The organism is Candidatus Methylomirabilota bacterium, from assembly GCA_036005065.1.
GTDB lineage: Bacteria > Methylomirabilota > Methylomirabilia > Rokubacteriales > DASRDR01 > DASYQW01.
Genome location: DASYQW010000333.1, coordinates 1 through 22,695 on the forward strand (window position 1 = coordinate 1; position 22,695 = coordinate 22,695).

A 22,695-nucleotide genomic window follows, 5' to 3' on the forward strand; every position below is an offset into this window, starting at 1 on the left:
AGGTGCTCTTCTGCGGCGCGACCTGCACGCCGATCCCCGCCGTCCCCTTACTCGCCAACCCCCCGGTGCAGATCAATGCCACGATTCCGGCCAGCCTGCTGACGACGCCGGGGGTCTACGCGGTGAGAGTCTTCAACCCCCCGCCGGGCGGGGGCCTCTCGTTCGACCAGCCCTTCACGGTCCGGGTCCCGGCGCCGCCGCCTCCGGGCTACACGGTCAGCGTGCTGCCCGTCCCGACCGTGGCCGGGCATCCCGAGCACGTGACGCTGGTCGCCCCGGGCGTGGCGGCGGTCACCCTCCAGGACCGGGTCCAGCTCGTGAGCCTGGCGGGCAAGAGCCTCATCGATGCGCCGATCGGCGTCCCGAGCACGGCGGGGTTCCTCGGCGACATCGACGCGGATCCGGCCCGGGGGATCTTCGTGGTGACGGACCCGGCCGGCGACACGGCGTCGGTGGTCGAGGTGAACTTCGGGGACCCCGCGGCGAGCGTGATCACCACGGTTCCGGTGGGATACTTCCCCTTCGGAGTCGCGGTGAACCCGACGACCAATCAGGCCGTCGTCACCAACGTCGGCGACCTCACGCTCTCGGTCATCGACCTCGGGACCAAGCAGCTCGTGCGCACCATCCCGCTGGCGGGCGCCACGAACCCGACCTACGTCGCCGTCAATCCGTCCACGAACCTCGCGGTGGTCGTGGACCAAGACTTCGTCGGCGCCAGCAGCGCGATCCTGGTCGACGTCGCGAGCGGTCAGGTCCTGAGGACCTTGCGGGTGGGCGTGGGGGCGACGCTCCCGGCGGTCGATCCCGGGCTCGACGAGGCGCTGGTGGCCAACTCGCTCGATGACTCGCTCGCGCTCATCGACCTCGGCCGGCGCCGGGTCGACCGGACGATCCCCGTGGGACAGCTCCCCCAGGGGGTCGCGATCGACGCCGGAGCCCACCGGGCGATGGTGGCCGACACGACCAGCAACGACATCCTGTTCGTCGACCTCCAGACCTTCGCCCTGGGCGACGTCGTCAAGCTGGGGTCGGGGGGAGCCGAGGCTCCCTTCGACCTCGCCTGGGACGTCGCCGGGAAGGTCGCGATCGCGACCAGTGCCGCCGTCGGGCCGGTCACGCGGAACAACCTGATCCTCATCGATCTCCCCCGCTGACCTCGTCGGCCACCGACGCCGCGACGCTGCTCCTCTGCTCGGCGGCGCTGGAGACGGCCGACGCGTCGGCGCTGACGCGGGCGCTGAGCGCCCCGCTCGATCCCGACGTCCTGGTGGCTGCCCTCCGCCGGCGGCGAGTCGGCCCCCTCGCCTATTCGATCCTCCGCCGCCTCGGCGGGCCACCCGGGTTGCTGGCGTCGCTCGAATCCGACTACTACGGCGCCGCCCGGCGGCATGCCGCGCTCTCGCGTCAGCTCGCCGAACTCCTCGACGCCCTCCGGGCGGCTTCCGTCCCCGTTCTCGTCCTCAAGGGCATGGCGCTGGCCGAGCCCGTCTACGGGAACCCGGCCCTGCGTCCGATGGAGGACATCGACCTGCTCGTCCGGCGCCACGATGTCCCCCGAGCCCGCACGGCGCTCGAGCCGCTGGGATACGCCGCGCCGTACGCCGAGCAGGACCTCGATCGGCGCGCCGCCACGGTGCTGGTGCCGTCGGCGACCCCCTCCGCGCGGGCGGTGGTCGATCTCCACTGGGCACTGGTCGACGCGAAGTCGGGCCCGACGGCAGGCCGCTGGGCCGATGGCGTCTGGGAGCGGGCCCGCGCGGTCACGCTCGGCGGGAGCGCGGCCCGGACGCTGTCGCCCGGCGACGCCGTGATCCACGCGTGCGTTCACCTGGCCGTGAACCACGGGCTCCAGGGGCTGCTCTGGTACTGCGACCTCGCGATGATGGCCAGAGCGTGGCAGGGCGACCTCGACTGGGCGGACCTGGCGGCCCGGGTGGCGGACGCGCGGCTGACGGGCGCCGTCTACGCCGCGCTCGCCGGCGCGCGGTCCACGGTCGGCCTCGACGTCCCCGTCTCCGTGCTGGCCCGCCTGCGCCCGCGCTCAGGGCGCATCGCGCTGCTCGAGCGCTGGCTCCTCCCCCGGATCGCCACGCTCGGCTCGATCCCGTACCAGGACTACCTGGTGCCGCTCTTCCTGCTCGACCGGGGGCGCGACGTCATGTCGCTGGGACTCCGGCGCCTTCGAGGTCGGTGAGGGCCGCCAGGCCCGCGTTCGGATCGTGGAAGAGAGAGACGAGGCCGGCCGCGCGCACCTCCTGTTCGAACTCAGCCGCCGGGAACCGGTGCTCGTAGTGCCCGAGCGCTCTTCCGTGAGGCGCGACGCGGAAGACGTCACCGTACTCCGGGCGCCAGTCCGCGCCGCTGAGCCAGGCGACGAGTTGCGTCAGCCGCATCGGGAGTCGACTCGGCGGGGGCTGGGCCACGAAATAGCTCACCACGATGCGGCCGCCCGGATTCAATGCCGCCGTGACCTTCCGGAGCGTGTCGATCCGGACCCGGGACTGCGGGACGTAGCTGTAGCAGTGGTTGGCGAAGATGACCACATCGAAGCGTGAGGCGAGGGGAAGCGTCTCGATCGCGCCCGTGATGAGCTGGGTGGCCAGCCCACGGTCACTTAAGGTCCGGCGGGCGACCGTGATGGCCCGGGGAGACAGGTCGAGGCCGACCGCCCGATAACCGCTCTCGAGCAGGGCCAGCAACTCCCGTCCAGTCCCGCATCCGACCACCAGAATGTCGTCCTCGCGCTTCACGAGCCGCAGGTAGAGATCCCGCTCCCAGAACGTCAGGCCGGACGCGATGTAGGCCTGGGAGTCATTGGCGTCCGCCTCGTCCCACTCGCTCCGGATGGCCTGACGGAGCTCCTCGAGCCGGACCGTGCCGGCCGCCGCGTAGGAGGGCAGCGCCGCGGCCCGCTCGAGGAGGCGCCCCAGCCGGGAGAGACTCGAGAAGACGGCGTCGCGGAGGAGTCCCACCCGATCAGGCGCCGAGGGGCCCGAGACGCACGGCCGGCGCCGCTCTCATGCCCGCCAGTCCCGGGTCAGGTCCCGCACCGACGCCAGGAGCGCCCCTTCGTCCGCGGTGGCGAGGCGGCCCTGGCGGACGACCGGGGCGCCGTGCACCCACACGTCGGTGATCGCCTGCGGCGAGAGGGCATAGACGACGCTCTTGAGCAGCCGGGTCGGGGGATGGAGCGAGGGGTGGCCGAGGTCGAGCGCCACCAGGTCGGCGAGCTGCCCGGGCGCCACCTCTCCCAGGGGCAGCCCCAGCACCTCGCCGCCACCCGCCGTGCCGAGCCGGAACGCCTCCTCGGCGGTGAACACGGTGCCGTCGAGGTGGGTGACCTTCTGGAGGAGCGCGGCCATCCGCATCTCCTCGAAGACCGACAGCCGGTTGTTCGTGCAGCCTCCGTCGGTGCCGAGCGCCACCGGGATCCCGAGGGCTCGCATCTCGCGGAGCTTGGTGACGCCGTCACCCAGGATCATGTTGGACGACGGGCAATAGGCGACGCGCGCCCCGCGCTCGGCCATCAGGCGAAGCTCGCCCTCGTCGAGCCAGACGCAGTGGACCGCGATCGTGCGCGGGCCGAGAACCCCGAGCGTGTCGAGGTAGCGGACCGGCGTCAGGCCGTGCCGCCGCTCGACCTCGACGCGCTCGGCCCGGTACTCGGCCACGTGAATGTGAAACGGGACCCCCGCCGCCTCGGCGATCTCGGCGCCGGCCCGGATCATCTCGGGGGAGGCGCCGTGGAGGCTGTGCGGGGCGGGCTGCACCGTGACCGTCGAGTCCCCGGCGCAGGCCGCCATCAGCGCGCGGCAGCGGGCCGCCGCGTCGGCCGGCGTCTCGCGGTACTCGGGTGGCGCCCCCGTCCAGTCGTAGAACGCGCGGGCCAGGACCAGCCGGATCCCGACCCGCCGGGCGGCGTGGATCACCGCCTCCGCGTTCGCATTGCCGCCGGCCTGGATGTAGAAGAAGTCCACGACGGTCGTGATCCCGTGCCGGAGCATCTCGGCGAAGGCGAAGGCGGCGCCGATCTCGATCCCCCGCGCGTCGAGCCGCCGCGAGAAGGGGTAGAGCACGCGGTCCCGCCAGCTCATGAAGTCGAGATCGTCGCCGAGCCCCCGCAGGAGCGACTGGAACGAATGAGCGTGGGCGTTGACGCCGCCCGGCAGGAGGACCCTCCCGGGAAGCGCCACGGCGGTGGTCCGGGTCTCGGGGGCCACGGCCGCGCGCGGCCCGGCGGCGGCGATGCGCCCGTCGGCGATCGCAACCGCCCAGTCCGGGTGAAAGGCGCCCCCGCTGTAGCAGAGCTCCGGAACGAGGATCAGCGAGTCAGCGGGAGGCCTCGCGGCCGCCGGGGTCACGTGAGGCCGGGAATCTGGAGCCCGTGACGCCGCGCGGCGGCCACCGCCTCCGGATACCCGGCGTCCGCGTGGCGGACGATGCCGGTCCCGGGGTCGGTCGTCAGCACGCGCTCGAGCCGGGCCGCCGTGGCCGGCGAGCCGTCGGCCACCACGACCATGCCCGCGTGGAGCGCGTAGCCGATGCCCACGCCCCCGCCGTGATGCACGGAGATCCAGTGCGCCCCGGCCACGGCGTTCAGGAGCGCGTTGAGGACCGGCCAGTCGGCGATCGCGTCGGACCCGTCCCGCATCGCCTCGGTCTCCCGGTAGGGCGAAGCGACCGAGCCCGCGTCGAGATGGTCCCGGCCGATCACGATCGGCGCCTTCACGCGGCCCGAAGCCACCAGCTCGTTGAAGATCGCGCCGGCGCGGGCCCGCTCCCCGTAGCCGAGCCAGCAGATCCGCGCGGGCAGACCCTGGTAGGCGACGCGCTCGCCGGCCAGGCGAAGCCAGCGGGTGAGGTGCGGGTCGTCAGAAAAGGCCTCGATGAGCGCCCGGTCGGTGACCGCGATGTCGTCAGGCTCCCCCGAGAGGGCGACCCAGCGGAACGGGCCTTTGCCTTCGCAGAACAGCGGGCGGATGAAGGCCGGGACGAACCCCGGAAAGGCGTAGGCATCATGCACCCCCGCCTGGAAGGCCTCGGTCCGGATGTTGTTCCCGTAGTCGAAGACCACCGCGCCGGCCCGCTGAAAGTCGAGCATCGCCTGGACGTGGATCGCCACCGACGCCCGGGCCCGGCGGAGATATTCCTCGGGATCCCGGGCTCGCAGGTCGCGGGCCGCGTCGACCGAGAGCCCGCGCGGCACGTAGCCCGTGAGGAGGTCGTGGGCGGCGGTCTGGTCGGTGACGATCGGCGGGGTGATTCCGCGACGCACCAGCTCGGGGTAGACGTCGGCCGCGTTCCCGCAGAGCCCGATGGAGCGCGCCTCGCGCCTCATGCAGGCCGCGTCCACTTCCCGGAGCGCGCCGTCGAGGTCATCGACGGCCGTGTCGAGGTAGCGCGTCTTCAGACGCCGCTCGATCCGCTCCGGGTCGACCTCGACGCACAGCGCGACCCCGTCGTTCAGGGTGATGGCCAGGGGCTGGGCGCCGCCCATCCCCCCGAGGCCCGCCGTCAGGACCCATCGGCCCCGGAGCGAGCCGCCGAAGTGCTTCCGGGCGCACGCCCCGAACGTCTCGTAGGTGCCCTGGAGGATGCCCTGGGTCCCGATGTAGATCCACGAGCCCGCGGTCATCTGCCCGTACATCGTGAGCCCCAGGGCCTCGAGCCGCCGGAACTCGTCCCAGGTGGCCCAGGCCGGAACCAGCAGCGCGTTGGCGATGAGGACGCGGGGGGCGTCCTCGGTCGTGCGGAAGATCCCGACGGGTTTGCCCGACTGTACCAGGAGGGTCTCGTCGTCGCCCAGCGTGGTGAGACAGCTGACCAGCCGGTCGAATGCCTCCCAGCTCCGGGCGGCCTTCCCCGCTCCCCCGTAGACGACGAGATCCTCGGGGCGCTCGGCCACCTCGGGGTCGAGGTTGTTCATGAGCATCCGGAGGGCCGCCTCCTGCGGCCAGCTCCGGCACGTCAGGCGGGTTCCCCGGGCAGCCCGGATCGGTCCGCGCGTGGCCATGGGCGCTCCTTCGCGTGCGGGCGCGGGGTCGGTGAGGCGCGGGGCGGGTCGGGCGGCGCGCCGCCCCGGGATCAGCGCCGGCGACGGGCTCCGCCGCGGCCGTTTCCGGCCGGACGACCCGCGAGGCGCTTGATGAACGTGTCGACCGGAATGGCCGCCATCGTCATCATCTGCACCGAGCCCCGCGCGCCGAGCTCCATTGAGACCTTCGCGATGGTCTCGTTGTCCGGCGCCTCCACGACGGTGACGAAGTCATACGGGCCGAGGACGGCGTACTGGGCGAGGACCTTGACGCCCATCCGCCCGACCTCCTCGTTGACCTTCCGGATCGACCCCGGCAGCTTCCGGATGACCTTCCGGCCGGTCTCCGACAGCGTCGACAGCATGATGTAGAGCGCCATCACCGACCCTCCTCTCGGGTGTGCGGAGCCTTATTGTACACCGGGTTGCGTGACCCCGCCATGTGATGAGACCGACCCGCGCGACGGCGATCCGGGAAGGAGTCGGCCTGGCGAGCCTGGTGAGCGCGTCCCTTGACAGGGATTCGACCCGCGTCCCAAGATAGCGCGACCGCTCCCTGAGGAGGGAACGCGTGGCGTCGACCGGCGGACGAACGGGCAGGTGGCCGGGCGGTGGCGAGCGAGGCGTGGGCCTCGTCGAGATCGCCATCTTGCTGGTCGTGCTCGCGATCGTGGGCTCTGTCCTGTACGCGTACCTCGGCTCGACGCAGAAGACGCTCGAGACGATCCAGAAGGAGCGCCCGCTCTCCCAGGCACGGCTCACGGCCGACCGCGCCACCCTGGCGGCCATCCGCAGCTCGCTCCAGATCTATTACGCCCAGAACGGGCAGTGGCCGGCGAGCAAGGATGCCGTGGCAGCGCTGCTGAGCCCGCCGCCGAACTTCCAGTGCGACGGGAACGACTACACCTACGATCCCGGCAGCGGGCAGGTCGGCCTCATGATCGACGACTCCTCCCGCTGCTAGGAGCCTGTCGGAGTAACCCCGGCGCCGACCACCGAGCGCGTGGTGCATCGAGGAGTGCTCCGAGCGGCGGCTTCGCCGCCGCAACCCCTCCTGGGGGAGGTTTGGGAGGGGGCCGTCGAGGCCCCCTCCCATCTACTAGACAATGGGAGGGGGCCTCCGCGGCCCCCTCCCAGACCCACCCCCAAGAGTCGGTTGCGCGGGCAAAGCCCGCGCTCGGAGCGGAACACCAACCGTGGACGGTTGGGCGAGCCGTTGCGCCTGGTTACCCCGACAGGCTCCTAGGGCCCTCGGAGCGGGGCTCCGCCACCGGTCGGGTAACCGCGTGGCGCGTGGTCAACCTTGCAGCCTCCTAGAGACCGGGGAGGCTCCCCAGTCCGAGCGCCGCCAGGCGCTCCCGCGTGGGGAGGCCGTTCGCGTCCCAGCCGCGGAGCGCGTAGTAGGCGTCGAGCATCGTGTCGAGCTCGTCCGGCGGGCAGTACATGCCGGCCGACGGGCCCTCCGGGATCGGCTCGTGCATCACCTTCCAGGGCAGCACGTCGTCCGGGCGCCGGACGCCTTCCCGCACGTTGAACAGCCGCTCGACGTTGACGATCCGCTCACCCACCCGCTCGAGCTCCGCCCCGTCCATGTCCCAGCCCGTCACGGCCGAGACCAGACCGGCGTAGGTCTCGTTGACGAACAGCCCGAAGCCCCGCTCCGAGGTGAAGCGGCACATGACCAGGCTGTCGTCGACGGCGGTGAAGTGCTGGCTCGCGATGGCGAAGGCCGGCTTGTCCGCCGTCGAGCGGCGGTCGAAGCCCGGGGCGTACTGGGGGGTCGGCCGCGTGTCGTGATGGCTCCCGCCGCGCGTCGCGGTCGCGTATCCGATCGACATGCCCTTGAGGGCCCGCGCCGAGTGGGCCGGCAGCTCGAGGCCCTTGACCGCGTAGATGAGGCGCTCGGCGTCCCGGCCGATCTCGGCCGCCAGGCGCCGGGACCCTTCGGCCAGACGGGCGCCGAAGCCCTCCCGGCGGGCCGTCTGCTCGATGAGCCGGATCATCCCGGCGTGATCGCCCCAGCCGAAGGGGACCCCCACCTCCTCGGGCCGTAGGAGCCCGCGCTCCAGGCACTCGGCGACGAAGGCGAGCGTCACCCCCATCGAGATGGAATCGAGCCCGAGGAGATCGCACAGGATGTTGGCCTGGATGAGGCTCGGCGCGTTGGTGTTCCCGAGCATGGAGCCGAAGGCGAAGAGCGTCTCGTACTCCGGCATCTTCCCGCGGACGCCGCCGTAGCCCGGCACGCCCTCGGGGACGGCGAACTGCTTGCCGCAGGCCACCGGGCACTTGAGGCACGTCGTGTCCCGGTCGTGGTAGTGCTCCTTGAGCGACCGGCCGTCGATGACGTCCGCCTGGGCGAAGACCTCGTGCTTCAGGTTGAAGGCGCCCAGCCCGCCGAGGGCGTTGATCGGGCCGGTGAGGAACGGGGTCCCGTAGATGGAGAGGTTGGCCGTGCCCTTCTTCATCGGCTCCCGCGTCTCGTCGATGAGCCGCTTGAGCCGCGGCGCATCCGCGACGGCCGTCTTCCGGCTGCCGGCCACGCCGATCGCCTTCAGGTTCTTGGCGCCGCAGACGGCGCCGATCCCCCCGCGCCCGGCGACGCCCTCGCGGTTCTTCCAGTAGTGGGCGAGGCAGGCGTACCGGACCCGGTTCTCCCCGGCCGGGCCGATGGCGAGCGCGTCGGTCTCGGCGCCCTCGGCCGCCTGGATCGCCTCGACCGTCTCCCGCGTGGTCCGCCCCCAGAGCGGGCGGGCATCCCGGAGCGTGGCGCCGCCTTCGCCGATCACGAGGTAGACGGGGTGCGGCGCGCGGCCGGTGATGAGCACCGCGTCGAATCCGGTGCGCTTCAGGGTCGCCGGGAAGCGACCCCCGAAGGTCGAGTCGAAGAACAGGCCCGTGAGCGGGGACTTGGTGGCGATGCAGGCCCGGCTGTTCCCCGGCACCAGGGTGTCGGTGATCGGCCCCACGGCGAGCGCGATCGCGTTGGCCGGGTCGGACGGGTCGACGCCGGCCGGCACCGCCTCCCACAGGAGGCGCGCGGCCAGGCCGTTCCCGCCCAGGAAGGCGCGCGCGGTCCCCTCTTCGAGGACGCGAATGTCGCTCGCCCCCGTAGTCAGATCGACGTGGAGGATGCGGCCTCCGTAACCCGTCATCGTGCTGGCCTCCCGTCCTGCTCGCCTTCGAAGACTAACCCACAGGAAGGCTCTTGACAATCCAACCGCACACTGTTACGAGATGCTTACCAGTTTGACCGTCGTACCGACCCCCCCTAACGTCCGAAACCCGCATGGAGGACGAACGACGATGGCGGAGCAACCCAATCGCCGCGATTTCCTGAAGAGCCTGGGCGTGACCATGGGCGGGGCCGCGGTGGGCGCGGCGGCTGCGCCGGTCGCCGGCCCCACGCTGGCCCAGGCCCAGACCCAGACCCCGCCCAAGGGCAACATCCCCGACAAGCCGTTCAAGGTCGGGCACATGACCTTCTTCACGGGCCCGGCGGCCGTCCTCGGGGAGCCCTCCTACAAGGGGCTGATGCTGGCCGTCGACGAGATCAACGCGCACGGTGGTTTCCTGGGCAAGCGCAAGATCGAGGTGCTCAAGGCCGACGAGGCGGCCGGCACCGATTCGAACGTCAAGGAAATGCGCCGGATGAAGCTGTCGGAGCAGATCGACCTCTTCACCGGCGTCATCTCCAGCGGCAACACGCCGGCCCTCGGCCCGGTGGCGGAGGAGCTGAAGCTCCTGACCATCTTCGTCGACGGCTGCACCGACTTCCTGTTCGACAAGGCGGTGCCCAACCCTCACTACATCTTCCGGATCACCAACATCCAGTCGGCCGACGGCGTGACCTGCGCGGTGGCTATCGCGCAGACCTGGCCTCAGGCTCGGAAGATCGCCCACATCCACCCCGACTACTCGTACGGCCGGAATGCCTTCGACCACCTCAACATCGCGATGAAGAAGCTCATGGGGAACGTCGAGGTGGTCTCGGAGGGGTGGCCGAAGCTCGGGACGACCGACTTCACCTCCCACATCACCAAGGCGATCTCGGCCAAGCCGGACCTGCTGGTCTCCTCGGTCTGGGGCGGCGACTACGTCGCGATGTACAAGCAGGCCCTCCGGTACGACCTCTTCAAGAAGATGAAGTTCGCCAGCACGATCGCCTTCGGCGTCGCGCCCCACGCGATCGGCAAGGACCATCCGGAGGGGGTCATCGCCGGCGTCCACTCGAACTACTATTTCACCTACCCGCCCGGGAACCGGTGGCCGGCCAACACCGAGTTCGTCAAGAAGTACTTCGAGAAGTGGAAGGAGTATCCGAATTTCCAGTCGGAGGGCTCCTACGTCACCATGTACATGCTGAAGAACGCCATCGAGCGGGCCAACAAGCTGGCCGGCGGCTGGCCCGAGGATGACGCCATCGTCAGCCAGCTGGAAAACCTGGGCATGGCCGGCCCGGCCGGCTACATCTACTTCCGGCCCGACAATCACCAGGCGTACAAGGACGCGGTGACCGGGTTCAGCAAGAACCTGCCGGAGTATCCGTTCCAGGTTCTCGACCCGAACCGCATGATCACCATTCCGATCCGGAACATCACGGCGCCCCCGGGCTGGCCGAAGGGGGAGCCCACGTCGACCTACACCTGGATCGAGCAGACCTGGCCCAAGGTTTCCTAGACGGGTCTGTCTGAGAGCGGCCGGCGGGTTCGGCAGGGCGTGGGACGAGCCTTGCCGAACCCGCCGGCGCCTCGTCCTGTGCGACTCCTCCCGGCTGGTCTGCTCGCCTGGTGTGTGCTCGCGGCCGGCTCCGCCGAGGCCGGACACGAGCTCCCGTTCTATCCGTCGTACTACCCTCAGGAGATCCGCCTCGAGGCCGTCGATCCCGGGGCGGCGCCGGCCGAACTCGAGAAGGGCGCCCTCCACGCCTACGTCGGCCGCGATCCCCTGGCCGGGGGCGCGCTGCCGGCCAGCCTTCGGTCCGTCGAGTCTCTCGGGTCCTACGTCGTCGTCCGCTTCAACGGCGCCGCCAGCGCGTGGCGAGACCGCGAGGCCCGCTGCGCCGCTGCCTCCCGGGTGGTCGCCGGGGCGCCGGCCACGACGGCCTACGTGTTCCACCCGTACCCGGTGACCCCTTTCCACGCGGACTACCTCCACCATGCCGACCTGGCGGGCGCGGCGACGAAGGCCCGGGCGCCCCGCGCGGGGTCGGCGCCGGCCGCTCCACCGATCCGATGGCGAGCCGCCGGGCAGCCCGCCGCGGCCGAGTGGGACGCCGCCGTCGAGGAGCTCGAGCTGGATGACCTCCTGGCACCCTACCGGATGAGCCTCAACGGATGGCTCGGTCCCCCCTGGCTCAAGGAAGGGTGGTTTCACGCCTATCTCCTCCACGCCGGGACCCTCACCGACGACGTCGCTCGGCGCGCCGTCGAGGGCATCTATCGGCGTCTTCAGACCGGCGCTCACGACAGCCCGCGCGAGCGGCTCAATCTGGAGCGGCGGCTCGTGTCGCTCCTCGGCGCCGGCTGCGAGCGCGTCGTCGTCGGCTATACGGTCAGGCGCGAGCTCTTCAACGCCGAGTTCTCGGACGGTGTCGAGAACGTCGCCCACGACGCGCACAGCGGGCTCAGCTCCCCGATCTTCCTCCGGACGGTCAAGCTGAAGGATTTTCCCTGGAACGGCTGGCTGCGGCTCGGGATCGCGACCCGGCCCGCCGCCGCCTGGAATCCCGTCGGCGGCTTCACCGACGCGGCTGGTCGGCTGGTCTGGTTCGCGGTCGGCGACCCGGCTTTCTTCCCGGCGCCGCAGAGCGCGACCTGGATCGGCAACCGGGTCACCACGGCGTCGGTCAGCCCTGGAACGCCCGCCGGGATGGAGGTTCCCAGGGACGCGCTGCTCCCGGAGCCGGGCACGGGGCTCCTCCGCGAGGTCGGCGCCGGGCAACGCGCCCGGGTGAAGATCGTGTACACGGTGCTGACCTCCGCGTTCCACGACGGCACCCCCATGGCGGTCGCCGACGTGCTCTACCCGTTCAGCCTCGCGGCGCGCTGGGGTGTGAAGCGTCCGGCGGGCGGGAGCGAGTACGACCCCGTGATCGACGCCGGCACGGCCCGCCTCCGGGAGTGGCTGGCCGGCTTCCGGGTGGTCCGGGTCGACTCGAGCGTCCGGGAGTTCGGCGAGGTCAAGTTCGTGTACGTCGTCCACACCATCGAGGTCTACGGGAACGACCCGGGGGCCGATCCCCAGCAGGTCGCCTCGGTGGCGCCGCCCTGGAGCCCGGTGCCCTGGCACGTCCTCGCCCTCATGGAGGAGGCCGTCCGGCGGGGCGTCGGCGCGTTCTCCCAAGACGAGGCGACGCGCCGGGGCGTCGTGTGGCTCGACCTCGTCCGGGACCAGAAGGTCAAGGACGCGCTGGCGTCCCTGGTCGATGACTTCGCGCGGCAGGGCCACGTCCCCCCTACCCTCCGGGGAATCGTGAGCGCGGCGGATGCCCGGGAGCGCTGGGTCTCGCTCCAGCGCTTCTACCGGACGCGGCGGCACTTCCTGGTCACCAACGGCCCCTACCAGCTGGAGAGCTGGTCGCCGGCGGGCGCGGTGCTCTCGGTCTTCCGCGACTTCACGTATCCGCTGGGAGTCGGCTCCTATGACCGCTACGCGATTCCGCTCCGCGCCTACGCCGCGAAGGTCGACGCGCAGGGCCAGCGCGTGGAGATCCACGCGGACGTGGAGGTCGCGCAGAAGTTCCAGCGCGACCTCCGCATCGTCCGCGAGCCGCTGCGGACCCAGACCACGGGCGGCGAGACGCCGGTCTGCCGGTACGTGGTGGTCGGCCCGGCGGGCGAGATCCTGGTCGCGGGGACCGCGCCCTATGCGGGGCGGGGCGTCTTCGCCGTCGATCTCGGCGGGCTGCCGAGGCCGGGGCCCTACACGCTGGCCGTCGCGCTGTACCTCGGAGACAACTACGTGAGCCCGGAGGTCCGCGTGCTCCCCTACCAGCCGGGGGGCCCCTCCTGACATGGACATCCTCGTCATCCATCTCTTCAACTCGCTGCTCTACGCGTCCATCCTGTTCCTCATCGCCGGAGGGCTGAGCCTCATCTACGGCGTGATGCGGATCGTCAACCTCGCCCACGGCAACCTCTACGCGTTCGGCGCCTACGTGACGGCGTGGGCGGTGGGCCGGGCCCTCGGCAGTGTCCCGGACGCTCTCCTCTACGTGCTGCTGCCCGCCGGCGCCCTGGCCGCCGCCGCGCTCGGCGCCGTCCTCGAGCCTACCCTCCTCCGGCCGCTCTACCGGCGGGCGGAGGAGTACCAGCTGCTCATCACGTTCGGCCTGCTCCTCATCCTCGAGGACCTCATGCGGCTCATCTGGGGGCCCTATCCCCTGGCCGCCAGTGCCCTGTTCGAGGCACCCGGGAGCCTCGCCATCGGCGACAACATCTACCCGACCTACAACCTGATCGTCATCGTGGTCGGGGGCATCGCCGCCGCGGCCCTGTGGGCGTTCGTCTACAAGACCAAGTTCGGCGTCATCCTGCGGGCTACCTCCCAGAACATGCGGATGGCCGCGGCGCTCGGGGTAAACGTGAACCGCGTCTACGTCCAGGCCTTCACCCTGGGCTGCTTCATGGCCGGCCTGGGGGGCGCCATCGTCGTGCCCCAGCAAGGCGCCGTGCTGGGCATGGGGGTCGACGCGCTCGTGCTGGCCTTCGTGGTGGTCGTCATCGGCGGGCTCGGCAGCCTCGAGGGGGCCCTGCTGGGGGCGCTCATGGTCGGGATCGTGCGCGAGTTCGGGATCTCTTTCTTCCCGGAGGTCGAGCTGGCGGTCCTCTACCTGATGGCGGCCATGGTCCTGCTGGTCCGGCCGGCCGGGCTCTTCGGCCGCGCATGAGCGGCCCGGGCCGATACCCGTCGCGCCGGGGCGTCCTCGGTCGTCGGCGGCCCTCAACGTATGCGGCATACGCCTCGGGCCGCCTCCTCCCTGCGTCCTACCGGCGCTCGGGTCTCGGCCCGGTCCCAGCGAAAGGCGCTCGGTACGTTGACCGTCGCCGAGACCCGCGCATGAGCGGCCCGGGCCGATACCCGTCGCGCCGGGTCGTTCGCGAGCGCCGCGCATGAGAACCGTGTCCCCTCGGCGCTTCTCCCTGGTGGCGGCGCCCGTGCTGCTGGCGCTGGCGCTGCTGCCTCTCGGCGTCGCGCCGTACCAGACCGTGCTCCTCTCCTACGGGCTCATCCTCGCGATCGCCGCGCTCGGCTTCAACCTGCTGCTCGGCTACACCGGTCTTCTCTCCTTCGGCCATTCCGCGTATTTCGGCATCGGCGCCTACGCCGTCGCCTTCATGGTCAAGTACCTCAGGCTCACGTCGATGGAGGCCTTCGCGGTGGGCGGCATGCTGGCCGCGGGAGTCCTGGCCGCGCTGCTCGGGATTCCCTGCGTCCGCTACACGCGGATCTTCTTCGGCATCCTGACGCTCGCGCTGTCCCAGGTGCTCTGGAGCCTCGCGTTCAAGTTCTTCTGGGTCACCGGCGGGACCGATGGCTTGCGGGTCCCCACCCCGACCCTGCTGGGCGGTCTGATCGAGCTCGGCAAGACCGGAGACAAGCTGGACTTCCTGGCCTATCGGTATTACTACTACGTGCTCGCCATCTTCGTCGTCTGCGCCGCCGTCATGTGGGTCATCGTGCATTCGCCCTTCGGCAAGGCGCTCCAGGCGATCCGCGACAACGAGACGCGGGCCGAGTTCGTCGGCATCCAGGTCCGGCGCTACCGCTGGCTGGCATTCCTCGTCTCCGGCGCCTATACCGGGCTGGCAGGCGCGCTGTGGGTCCCGCTCAACGGGCTCACCACCCCGGACATCCTGCACTGGACGTTCTCGGGGAAGATCGTGTTCTTCACCGTGCTGGGAGGCTTCCAGACCTTCGTGGGGCCGATCGTCGGCGCGGTCGTCTACAACTACCTGGAGACCTACGCGGTGGGCCACACCGTATACTGGCAGATGGTGCTGGGGGTGGTGCTCGTCGTCCTGGTTCTGGCCCTGCCGGCGGGCATCGTCGGCACCGCGAACCGGCTGATCCTGAGATGGCGGTCCGCCTGAGTCCCGTGAGCCTGCTGGAGACCAAGCGTCTGACGAAGTACTTCGGCGAAACCCGCGCCGCGGACGGCGTGGACTTCGTGGTCACCCAGGGAGAGCTGCTCGCCCTCATCGGCTCGAACGGCGCCGGGAAGACGACGCTCGTAAACCTCATCAGCGGCCTGCTGCGACCCGACGGCGGAAGCATCGTCTTCCAGGGCACCGACGTCACCCAGCAGTCCGTCCACGAGCGGATCGCGGAGGGAATCGCCCGCAGCTTCCAGCTCGTCAACCTCTTCGACCAGCTCACCACGCTCGACAACGTGGCGCTCTCCGTCTTCGCCCGGGAGGGCAAGACGCGCCGCCTGTTCACCCTCGCCGATCACGATGCCGCCGTCCGTCAAGAGGCGATGGAGGTGCTCCAGCAGTTCGGCCTCGAGGCCAGAGCCGGGGCGGTGGCGGGCGGACTCTCGCAGGGGGAGCGCAAGCTGCTGGACGTGGCGGTGGCCTACGCGCTCCGGCCGAAGCTCCTGTTCCTCGACGAGCCGACCAGCGGCGTGAGCACCCGCGAGAAAGCTCCCATCATGGACATCATCACCGGCGTCGTCCGGTCCGGGCGGATCACGGCCGTGATCATCGAGCACGACATGGACGTCGTCTTCAGGTACTCGGACCGCATCGTGGTGATGCACCAGGGGACGATCCTGGCCGACGGCACGCCCGGCGAGATCCGTCGGAACGAGCAGGTCAGCATGACCCTGCTCGGCACCCACGCCGCCACCTGACGGCCCGGCCGAGCGATGGCCACCTCTGGGCGTCCGGCGGTACTGGAGCTCGACCGGATCGAGACCTACCGGGGTGCGGCCCACGTTCTCCGGGCCGTCTCGCTGGCTGTGAACGACGGCGAAGCGGTGTGCCTGGTCGGTCGCAACGGGGCCGGCAAGACGACGACCATCGAGAGCATCATGGGGCTCTTGCCGGTCCGGTCGGGCCGCGTCACCCTGCGGGGGCAGGACATCAGCCGCCTCCCCACCCACCGGCGGGCGCGGCTCGGCATCGGGTACGCGCCCGAAGATGCCGGCATCTTCCCCGACCTGACCGTCGAGGAGAACTTCGAGATCAGCCACTGGTTGGCCGACGCCACCCGGACCGCCTCTCCCGAGGACTCGGATCAGAAGATCTACGCCCTCTTCCCCGAGGTGCGGCAGTTCCGCCAGCGACGGGGGCTCCACCTGAGCGGCGGCCAGAAAAAGATGGTGGCGATCGCGCGGGCCCTGACCCTTTCGCCGTCGATCCTGCTCCTCGACGAGCCCTTCGAGGGCCTGGCGCCGGTCGTCGTGAGCCGCTTCGTCGAGGCCGTCAAGGGGATCAAGGACCTGGGGATCTCGCTCTTGATCGCCGAGTCCAATCTGGTGACGGCCGGCCGGATCGCGGACCGTCTCTATGCGATCGACCGCGGCGAGATCATCTTCGAGGGATCGCCACGGAGCGCCTTCGAGAACGCGGAGGTGATGAAGACGATCCGCGGCTGACCTCAATCGGAGGGGGTGTCGGAACACCCCCTCCGAGACCTCCCCCCGAGGATCGTTGCGGCGGCAAAGCCGCCGCTCGGAGCGGACCAGGCGGTGGCGGGCGACCGGATGTGAGCGCGAGCACCGCCCTCCGGGACCTTTTCACGGGCGCTGAGTCAGGGGGACCGATCCCTCCGCGTCGCGCTCGGTGCCGATCAGCCAGCCGAAGTAGAGGACGCCCAGCGTCATGGCGACCAGGACCGTGACGGTCGCCGCTCGGGACAGGTCGGCGAGCAGCTTGAGCGTGCCGCTGGTAAGGCCGACGAACGCGAGCCCCACCACCGGGATGACCGGAGCCCCGCAGCCGACCACGCTGCAGGGTCCCGTCGAAAGCCCCAGGACGCTGGTCAACGCCCCCACCGTCCCGCCGTGCCGGCTCAGCCGTACGCCCCAGCCCGTCCGCCGGAGCCGGTCCCGCCGGTAGAACCAGAGCGCGAAGTAGGCGCCCACGATCAGCGACATGAACACGAACCGTGCGAGGTCGCTGACGTCCACCGCGAAGCCCCACTCCGGCGCTCCGTACGGGCTGTCAGCGGAAAACCAGAACACGGCGAGCCGCGGTAAGAAGTCGAGCTTCTTCTCGAGCGGGACGGCCGGCGAGATCAGGTATTCGGGAAGCTTCGACAGCCACGGATTGAACGTGAAGAAGTCCCAGGGCTTGCGGGCCACGGAAAGCACGAGCAGCGGCAAGAAGACGTCGAGGACGAACACGGCCGACGCGACCGCGGCGAACGTCTTCGGTCTGGCCCGGATGGCGGTGGCGATGCCGCCCAGCGCGCGGACGACCCCGATCCGGATCCCGTGGAGCACCGGTCGACCTCACCTCCTCACCGGAGTATGCTAGCTCTCGGACCGACCGCGCGCACAGTCTAGCCTAACCGCCACGCTCCTGGTAGTCCGCTCCGAGCGGCGGTGGCCCGGAGATTTGCAAACCGCGGCGTCGCCGAGGAGGGCCTTCATGCCGATCCGCATCACTCGCGTCTACACCCGCACCGGCGATCGAGGCGAGACGGCGCTGGTGGGGGGCAAGCGCGTGCCCAAGGACGCGCTTCGGATCGAAGCCTACGGCACGATCGACGAGCTCAACGCGGTGGTCGGTCTGGCGCGCACCTTCAACGAGGAGCGTCTCGCAGAGGGGGACGCCCATCGCTGGCTCGACGACCTCCTGCGGCGGCTCCAGAACCAGCTCTTCGACCTGGGAAGCGAGCTGGCCACCCCCGAGGACGCGGCGTACGAGGGGATGTACCGGATCGGCGAGGCCGACATCCGCGAGCTGGAGCGCTTGATCGACGAGTGCCAGAAGGAGCTCCAGCCCTTGAAGTCCTTCGTCCTGCCCGGCGGCGGGCGCGTCGGGGCCTTCCTCCATCAGGCCCGAACCGTCTGCCGCCGTGCCGAGCGCGAAATCCTGCGGCTGTCCCGCGTCGAGCCCATCGGGGAGTGGCCGCTCAGGTACAGTAACCGCCTGAGCGACCTCCTGTTCGTCCTCTCCCGCTGGGTGGCCCGGCGGCTCGGGGAGAAGGAGTACCTGTGGGAGCGAGGGCTGGAGTCCCACCGGCGATCACGCCGGTAAGCCCCTCCTTACCCTCTCCCCTCACCCTACCCTCCCCCAGCGGGGGTATATCACAGATCAGCCCGGGCGACTGAGGGCCCGGGCGACGGCCGCGCGCACCCCCTCGATCTCGAACGGCTTCGCCACCACCCAGTCGGCGCCCTTGGCCCGGGCCTCGCCCAGCTCGATCTGGTCTCCCCAGCCGGTGACGAGCACGACCGGGGTGCCGGGCCTCTCTTGCTTGACGAGCCGCGCCACTTCCCACCCCGATACGGCCGGCATGGCGAGGTCCGTGAAGACGAGGTCGAACGGCTCCTCGTGGAAGCGGACCAGGCCGGAGCGCGCGTCGGCGCAGGCGGTGACGACGTGGCCTTGTCCGAGCAGCATCTCCACCAGCACCTGCCGGACCCGTTCCTCGTCGTCGATGACGAGGACCCGAGCGCCATGCTGCGGCCTCGGCGGAGGCGGCTTCGCGAGGCCCGCCGGGATCTCGCCGGCCACCGGCAGGCGGATCGTGAACGCGCTGCCCTGGCCCGGCTCGCTCTCGACCTCGATACTGCCGCCGTGCCGCGTGATGATCCCGTACGCCACGCTGAGGCCGAGCCCGGTCCCCTTCTCGGCCTTGGTCGTGAAGAACGGGTCGAAGACGCGCTGCCGTACTTCCGTCGTCATCCCCGGCCCGGTGTCCGTCACCACGCAATACGCCTCGTCGCCGTGGACCCCGGTCCGGAAGGTGATCCGCCCGCCCTCGGGCATGGCGTCCAGAGCGTTGAAGAGCAGATTCGTCAGGACCTCGCGGAGCTCCGAGGGGTCGCCGGCCACCGGCGAGACGGGGGCCGCCTCGACCCGGAGGTCGTAGGCCACTCCCTGGGCCTGCGCCGCGTCCATCCACCGCGACCGGGTGACCTCGAGCACCTCGTCCACCAGCTGATTGAGGTTGACCGACTGGAACGGCCGGGCCCGTCGCATCCGCGTGAACTCCTGGATGCGCCGGACCGTCCGCGCCCCATCCATGGCCGCCGTCTCGATGATCTCGAGCTGCCGCCGCTGGGCCGGGTCCTCGGTCTGGCTGAGGAGGAGCTGGGCGCGGCCCATGACCGCCGCCAGGATGTTGTTGAAGTCGTGGGCCACGCCGGCCGCCATCTCGCCGAGGGCCCGCAGCTTCTCGCTCAGGATCAGCTGGTTCTGGGTCGCCGCCAGCTCCGCATAGGCCCGGGTCCGCTCCTCGTAGAGTCGGGCGCTCCGGATGGCCAGGGCGGCCAGGCCGGCGATGTTCAGGAGGAGCCGCTCGTCGGCCTCGGTGAACGGGCGGACCGCGTTCCGGAGCGCCAGGACGCCCAGAGGCTGGTCGCCCGCGATCATCGGCACCCCCAGCCAGTGCGGCAATCGGAGCGAGGTCGGGACGGGCGTGACGCCCTCGGCACGGCAGGCGGCGGCGTAGTCACTCGTCCGAATGGGCTGGCGGCGCTCGACCACGCGGCTCATGAGACCCACGCCCAGTGGATAGCGCCGGATCGGGTTCCCGTCGGGCACGTTGTCGACCATCCGGAGGCCCACCTCGAACTCGCCCCGGGCCTCGTCGAAGAAGAGGAGCACCATGTTCCCGGCGTCGAGGACGCGGCCCACCTGCTGGTGAATGGCCTGGACGAGCCGCGCGATGTCGAGCTGGCCGGTGACCGCCCGGGACAGCTCGTGGAGCACCGACAGCTCCTCCAGCCGTCGCTGATTCTCCAGGAAGAGCTCGGCGTTCGCCACCGCCACGCCAGCCTGGCTGCCCATGGCCTCGATGAGGGCCAGCTCCCGATCCGAGAACGCGCGCGCCTCTTGCCACCAGACGGCGATGAAGGCCCCGATGACCCGATCCTTGGCGACGATGGGCGCGAAGAGCTGGGTGCGGTGCGGCACGATGGCCTTGAAGGAGTCCGGAATGCGGGGGTCCTCGGGGACGTTGGTCGAGACCAGGGCGCGCCGCGAGGCCGTGCCTTCGGCATAGAAGGCGTTCTCCGCGGGCCGGATCCGGTACTCGCGGATCTCCGCCAGAATCCGCGGCGGGACGCGGTAACCCGACAGCGGCTCGAGGTCGCCGGTGGCGGGATTGGCCAGCCACACGCCGACCGAGTCGGCCCGGGTCGTGCGCGCCACCTGGCGGAGGAAGTGGCGGAGAAGCGACTGGAGGTCGAGCGTCGAGGACAGCACGCGGGTCAGGGACAGCAGCGTCTCGGTCTCCGCCAGCTTCTCTTGGGTCTGCCGGACGAGATCGGCGTTCTCCAGGGCGAGCCCCACCTGGGCGGCGACGCCCTCGATCAGGCGGACTTCGCCGGCGGTGAAGCGCCGGCCGGGCGTCCACCAGACGAGGAAGAGGCCTCCGACGATGTCACCCCGCACCAGCGTCGGGGCGAAGAGCACCGCACGGGGCTGAGCGGCGGTCAGGAAGCCCGAATCCACGCCCGGATCGTGCACGTAGTCGGCGGTCCACACCGGTCGGCCGGTGGCGAACGCCTGCCGCAGGAGCTCGAACCGGGCGAGCGGAAACGGGGAGGTCAGAAACTGCCGGATCAGCTCCTTGGGCACGCGATAGCCGGCGACCGGGACCAGATTCTCCTTGCGGGCGTCCAGGAAGTAGGCGCCGACCATGTCGGCCCCGAAGGCCCGGGCCACGGCCCGCGCGACCTGGCGCATGGCCTCCTGAACGGGCTGGTTCAGAGAAAGGATCTGCCCGACGGCCAGCAGCGTCTCCGTCTCCTTGAGGCGCCGTCCCGTCTCGCCGAAGAGCCGCGCGTTCTCCAGGGCCAGCGCGGCCTGGTCCGCGAAGGTCTGGGCCAGCCGGGTCTCGTCCTCGCTGAAGACGCGACCCGCCCGGTCGGCGACGGCCAGCGCGCCGATCACCTGGTTCTTGACGACGAGCGGGACCGAGAGCACCGCGCGATACGACGCCCGCTCGACGCGGGACCGCGTCTCCGCCGTCAAGCTGAACCGGGGATCGATCAGGGCGTCGGTGGTGACCACCGGGCGCCGCTCGCGCACCGCGAGTCCGGACACGCCGGTGCCCCGCGGCAGGACCATGCCTCGGGCGACCGTCGGGCGGCCTTCTTCGGCGATGGCCAGCGCCACCAGGTCCTCCGACTCCGGCTCCAGCCGATAGAGCGTCGAGGCCTGCACGCCCAACAGCGCGCGCACGCTCTCCGCGATTCGCTGGCCCACCTCGGCCGGATCGAGCGACTGCGAGACCAGGCGGCCGAGGTCGGCCAGGGTCTCGGCTGCCCGCCGGCGCTGCTCGGTCTGCGCGAAGAGGCGCGCGTTTTGCGCCGCGATGGCCGCCTGCTCGGCCAGACGCCGCAGGATCGTCTCGTCCCAGTCGGTGAAGGGGCGCGGCGAGCGGTTATCCACGAACAGGAGCCCTTCCACGCGATCGCCGAACTTGATCGGGACGGCCATGGACGCCACGATCTCCTCGCCCTGAATCGTGGCCAGGTAGTCCTTGCTGATCCGCGGATCCCGCGCGTAGTTGTCGGTCCGGAAGGGCTGGCCGGTGAGGAGCACCTGGCCGCCGAGCCCTTTGCCCGGCTCGACGGCGTAGGGCTGGTGGCCCCGATAGCGGGTTCCCGCCCAGTACCGGAACACCATCACGCCCGAATCCGGGTCACGGAGGGCGATGTGCGCCATGTCGCTTCCGCACGCCGCGCGCGCGCCTTCGACCACCCGCTCCAGGACCGTGTCGAGGTCCAAGGACGCGTTGAGCGCCTGGGACAGCTCGGCGAAGATCTCCGCCTCCTGCCGTCGCCGTTCGGCCTCGCCATAGAGCCGGGCATTCTCGACGGCCAGGCCGGCCTGACGACCGATCCCATCCACGAGGCGGAGCTCCTCGCCCGAGAGCTCGTGCGTCTCTCCCCACCAGACGGCCAGGAGCCCGCCGATGGGCGCCCCCTTCACCACCATGGGCACGAACGCGAGCGACCGCGGGCGGAACCGATCGAGCGTCTCCCGGTCGATCCGGGGGTCGGCCCCGGCGTGGGTCGAGCTGACCGGCCGCGCCGAGCGCCACCCCTCTTCGAAGAAGAGGTGGCTCTTGAGAGGAATCGGAAACTCCCGCAGCCTGTCGAGCAAGGGTTTCGGGACGTGGTAGCCGGCCGTGGGGCGGAGACAGCTCTCGTCCGGGTCGGCCAGGAACGCGCCGACCATGTCCGCCCCGATGGCCCGCGCCGTCTCCCGAGCCACGCGGCGGAGCGCCTCGGTCAGATCCAGCGTGGTGCTGAGGGCCTGGCTGACGGTCAGGAGGGTCTGGGTCTCCCGGAGCCGGACCGACAGCTCCCGGACCAGATCCACGTGCGGCACGACTTCGGGATCGCTCGACCCGCTCGGCACTCGGCCTCCCCTCGGCCCCGTCGGGGCCCCGGTGATCCTCGATTATGACACAGCCCCGGGGCCGCCCCGAGAACTTGGCAAGCCCGCGCGCCTAAAGGATTTCCG

17 protein-coding genes are annotated in these 22,695 nt (G+C 70.9%); 10 read left to right on the forward strand and 7 right to left on the reverse strand.

Going from position 1 to position 22,695, the window contains the following annotated elements; translation table 11 throughout:
• Both VGW35_22305 and VGW35_22310 read left to right on the forward strand, forming a co-directional pair.
• Positions 1 to 1,157: YncE family protein (locus VGW35_22305; protein ID HEV8310405.1), on the forward strand; the 1,157-nt coding region annotated here is incomplete at its 5' end.
• Between the two features lie 83 nt (positions 1,158 to 1,240).
• A complete protein-coding gene (locus tag VGW35_22310) occupies positions 1,241 to 2,197 on the forward strand; it encodes a nucleotidyltransferase family protein (GenBank protein HEV8310406.1) in 957 nt (318 codons plus the stop codon).
• On the opposite strand, the gene VGW35_22315 is transcribed toward VGW35_22310, so the two are convergent.
• The 4 genes from VGW35_22315 to VGW35_22330 form a co-directional block, all read right to left on the reverse strand.
• Entirely contained in the window at positions 2,160 to 2,975 is an 816-nt protein-coding gene (locus tag VGW35_22315) for a methyltransferase domain-containing protein (GenBank protein ID HEV8310407.1), read from the reverse strand. The two genes, VGW35_22310 and VGW35_22315, sit on opposite strands and share 38 nt — an antisense overlap.
• Before the next feature lie 45 nt (positions 2,976 to 3,020).
• The gene (locus VGW35_22320; GenBank protein HEV8310408.1) at positions 3,021 to 4,364 is read right to left on the reverse strand and encodes an amidohydrolase; all 1,344 of its coding nucleotides are present in this window, start codon (positions 4,362 to 4,364) and stop codon (positions 3,021 to 3,023) included.
• Positions 4,361 to 6,016 (reverse strand): urocanate hydratase, encoded by a 1,656-nt coding sequence (gene hutU / locus VGW35_22325; GenBank protein HEV8310409.1) that lies wholly within the window; start codon positions 6,014 to 6,016, stop codon positions 4,361 to 4,363. The genes VGW35_22320 and hutU overlap by 4 nt, the downstream gene beginning before the upstream one ends.
• 71 nt (positions 6,017 to 6,087) lie before the next feature.
• Positions 6,088 to 6,417 carry a GYD domain-containing protein gene (locus VGW35_22330; protein ID HEV8310410.1) on the reverse strand — a complete coding sequence of 110 codons (330 nt, stop codon included), beginning with the start codon at positions 6,415 to 6,417 and terminating at the stop codon, positions 6,088 to 6,090.
• Between the two features lie 245 nt (positions 6,418 to 6,662).
• Here VGW35_22330 and VGW35_22335 point away from each other — a divergent pair, with 245 nt between their 5' ends.
• Positions 6,663 to 7,001, forward strand: a complete 339-nt coding sequence (locus VGW35_22335) for a type II secretion system protein (GenBank protein ID HEV8310411.1) — start codon at positions 6,663 to 6,665, stop codon at positions 6,999 to 7,001.
• A 349-nt stretch (positions 7,002 to 7,350) separates the two neighbouring features.
• Here VGW35_22335 and VGW35_22340 read toward each other — a convergent pair whose 3' ends face one another.
• On the reverse strand, positions 7,351 to 9,192 hold the full coding sequence (locus VGW35_22340) for an aldehyde ferredoxin oxidoreductase family protein (protein ID HEV8310412.1): 1,842 nt from the start codon (positions 9,190 to 9,192) through the stop codon (positions 7,351 to 7,353).
• Positions 9,193 to 9,343: 151 nt separating this feature from the next.
• On the opposite strand from VGW35_22340, the gene VGW35_22345 reads away from it, so the two are divergent.
• The 6 genes from VGW35_22345 (at position 9,344) to VGW35_22370 (ending at position 16,640) form a co-directional block, all read left to right on the forward strand.
• On the forward strand, positions 9,344 to 10,717 hold the full coding sequence (locus tag VGW35_22345) for an ABC transporter substrate-binding protein (GenBank protein ID HEV8310413.1): 1,374 nt from the start codon (positions 9,344 to 9,346) through the stop codon (positions 10,715 to 10,717).
• 78 nt (positions 10,718 to 10,795) lie between these two features.
• The gene (locus VGW35_22350) at positions 10,796 to 13,051 is read left to right on the forward strand and encodes a hypothetical protein (protein ID HEV8310414.1); all 2,256 of its coding nucleotides are present in this window, start codon (positions 10,796 to 10,798) and stop codon (positions 13,049 to 13,051) included.
• A 1-nt stretch (position 13,052) separates the two neighbouring features.
• Complete coding sequence (locus VGW35_22355; protein HEV8310415.1) at positions 13,053 to 13,928, forward strand: branched-chain amino acid ABC transporter permease; 876 nt, start codon at positions 13,053 to 13,055, stop codon at positions 13,926 to 13,928.
• 223 nt (positions 13,929 to 14,151) lie between these two features.
• A complete protein-coding gene (locus VGW35_22360; GenBank protein ID HEV8310416.1) occupies positions 14,152 to 15,132 on the forward strand; it encodes a branched-chain amino acid ABC transporter permease in 981 nt (326 codons plus the stop codon).
• On the forward strand, positions 15,117 to 15,893 hold the full coding sequence (locus VGW35_22365; protein HEV8310417.1) for an ABC transporter ATP-binding protein: 777 nt from the start codon (positions 15,117 to 15,119) through the stop codon (positions 15,891 to 15,893). Before VGW35_22360 ends, VGW35_22365 begins: the two co-directional genes overlap by 16 nt.
• Positions 15,894 to 15,908: 15 nt before the next feature.
• Positions 15,909 to 16,640: an ABC transporter ATP-binding protein gene (locus VGW35_22370; protein ID HEV8310418.1), complete on the forward strand. Its 732-nt coding sequence runs from the start codon at positions 15,909 to 15,911 to the stop codon at positions 16,638 to 16,640.
• A gap of 141 nt (positions 16,641 to 16,781) precedes the next feature.
• On the opposite strand, the gene VGW35_22375 is transcribed toward VGW35_22370, so the two are convergent.
• Entirely contained in the window at positions 16,782 to 17,489 is a 708-nt protein-coding gene (locus VGW35_22375; GenBank protein HEV8310419.1) for a hypothetical protein, read from the reverse strand.
• Between the two features lie 148 nt (positions 17,490 to 17,637).
• Between VGW35_22375 and VGW35_22380 the strand changes: the two genes are divergently transcribed.
• A complete protein-coding gene (locus VGW35_22380; protein ID HEV8310420.1) occupies positions 17,638 to 18,249 on the forward strand; it encodes a cob(I)yrinic acid a,c-diamide adenosyltransferase in 612 nt (203 codons plus the stop codon).
• Between the two features lie 57 nt (positions 18,250 to 18,306).
• Here the strand turns inward: VGW35_22380 and VGW35_22385 are convergent, their stop codons facing one another.
• A complete protein-coding gene (locus tag VGW35_22385; GenBank protein ID HEV8310421.1) occupies positions 18,307 to 22,590 on the reverse strand; it encodes a GAF domain-containing protein in 4,284 nt (1,427 codons plus the stop codon).
• Positions 22,591 to 22,695 lie beyond the last annotated feature (105 nt).

Bases quoted from the DNA above. Each gene is read 5' to 3' on its own strand.
- VGW35_22345 (HEV8310413.1), top strand. From the start codon at position 9,344: ATGGCGGAGCAACCCAATCGCCGCGATTTCCTGAAGAGCCTGGGCGTG.
- VGW35_22330 (HEV8310410.1), bottom strand. From the start codon at position 6,417: ATGGCGCTCTACATCATGCTGTCGACGCTGTCGGAGACCGGCCGGAAG.
- hutU (HEV8310409.1), bottom strand. From the start codon at position 6,016: ATGGCCACGCGCGGACCGATCCGGGCTGCCCGGGGAACCCGCCTGACG.
- VGW35_22370 (HEV8310418.1), top strand. From the start codon at position 15,909: ATGGCCACCTCTGGGCGTCCGGCGGTACTGGAGCTCGACCGGATCGAG.
- VGW35_22365 (HEV8310417.1), top strand. From the start codon at position 15,117: ATGGCGGTCCGCCTGAGTCCCGTGAGCCTGCTGGAGACCAAGCGTCTG.
- VGW35_22360 (HEV8310416.1), top strand. From the start codon at position 14,152: ATGAGAACCGTGTCCCCTCGGCGCTTCTCCCTGGTGGCGGCGCCCGTG.
- VGW35_22340 (HEV8310412.1), bottom strand. From the start codon at position 9,192: ATGACGGGTTACGGAGGCCGCATCCTCCACGTCGATCTGACTACGGGG.
- VGW35_22355 (HEV8310415.1), top strand. From the start codon at position 13,053: ATGGACATCCTCGTCATCCATCTCTTCAACTCGCTGCTCTACGCGTCC.
- VGW35_22380 (HEV8310420.1), top strand. From the start codon at position 17,638: ATGCCGATCCGCATCACTCGCGTCTACACCCGCACCGGCGATCGAGGC.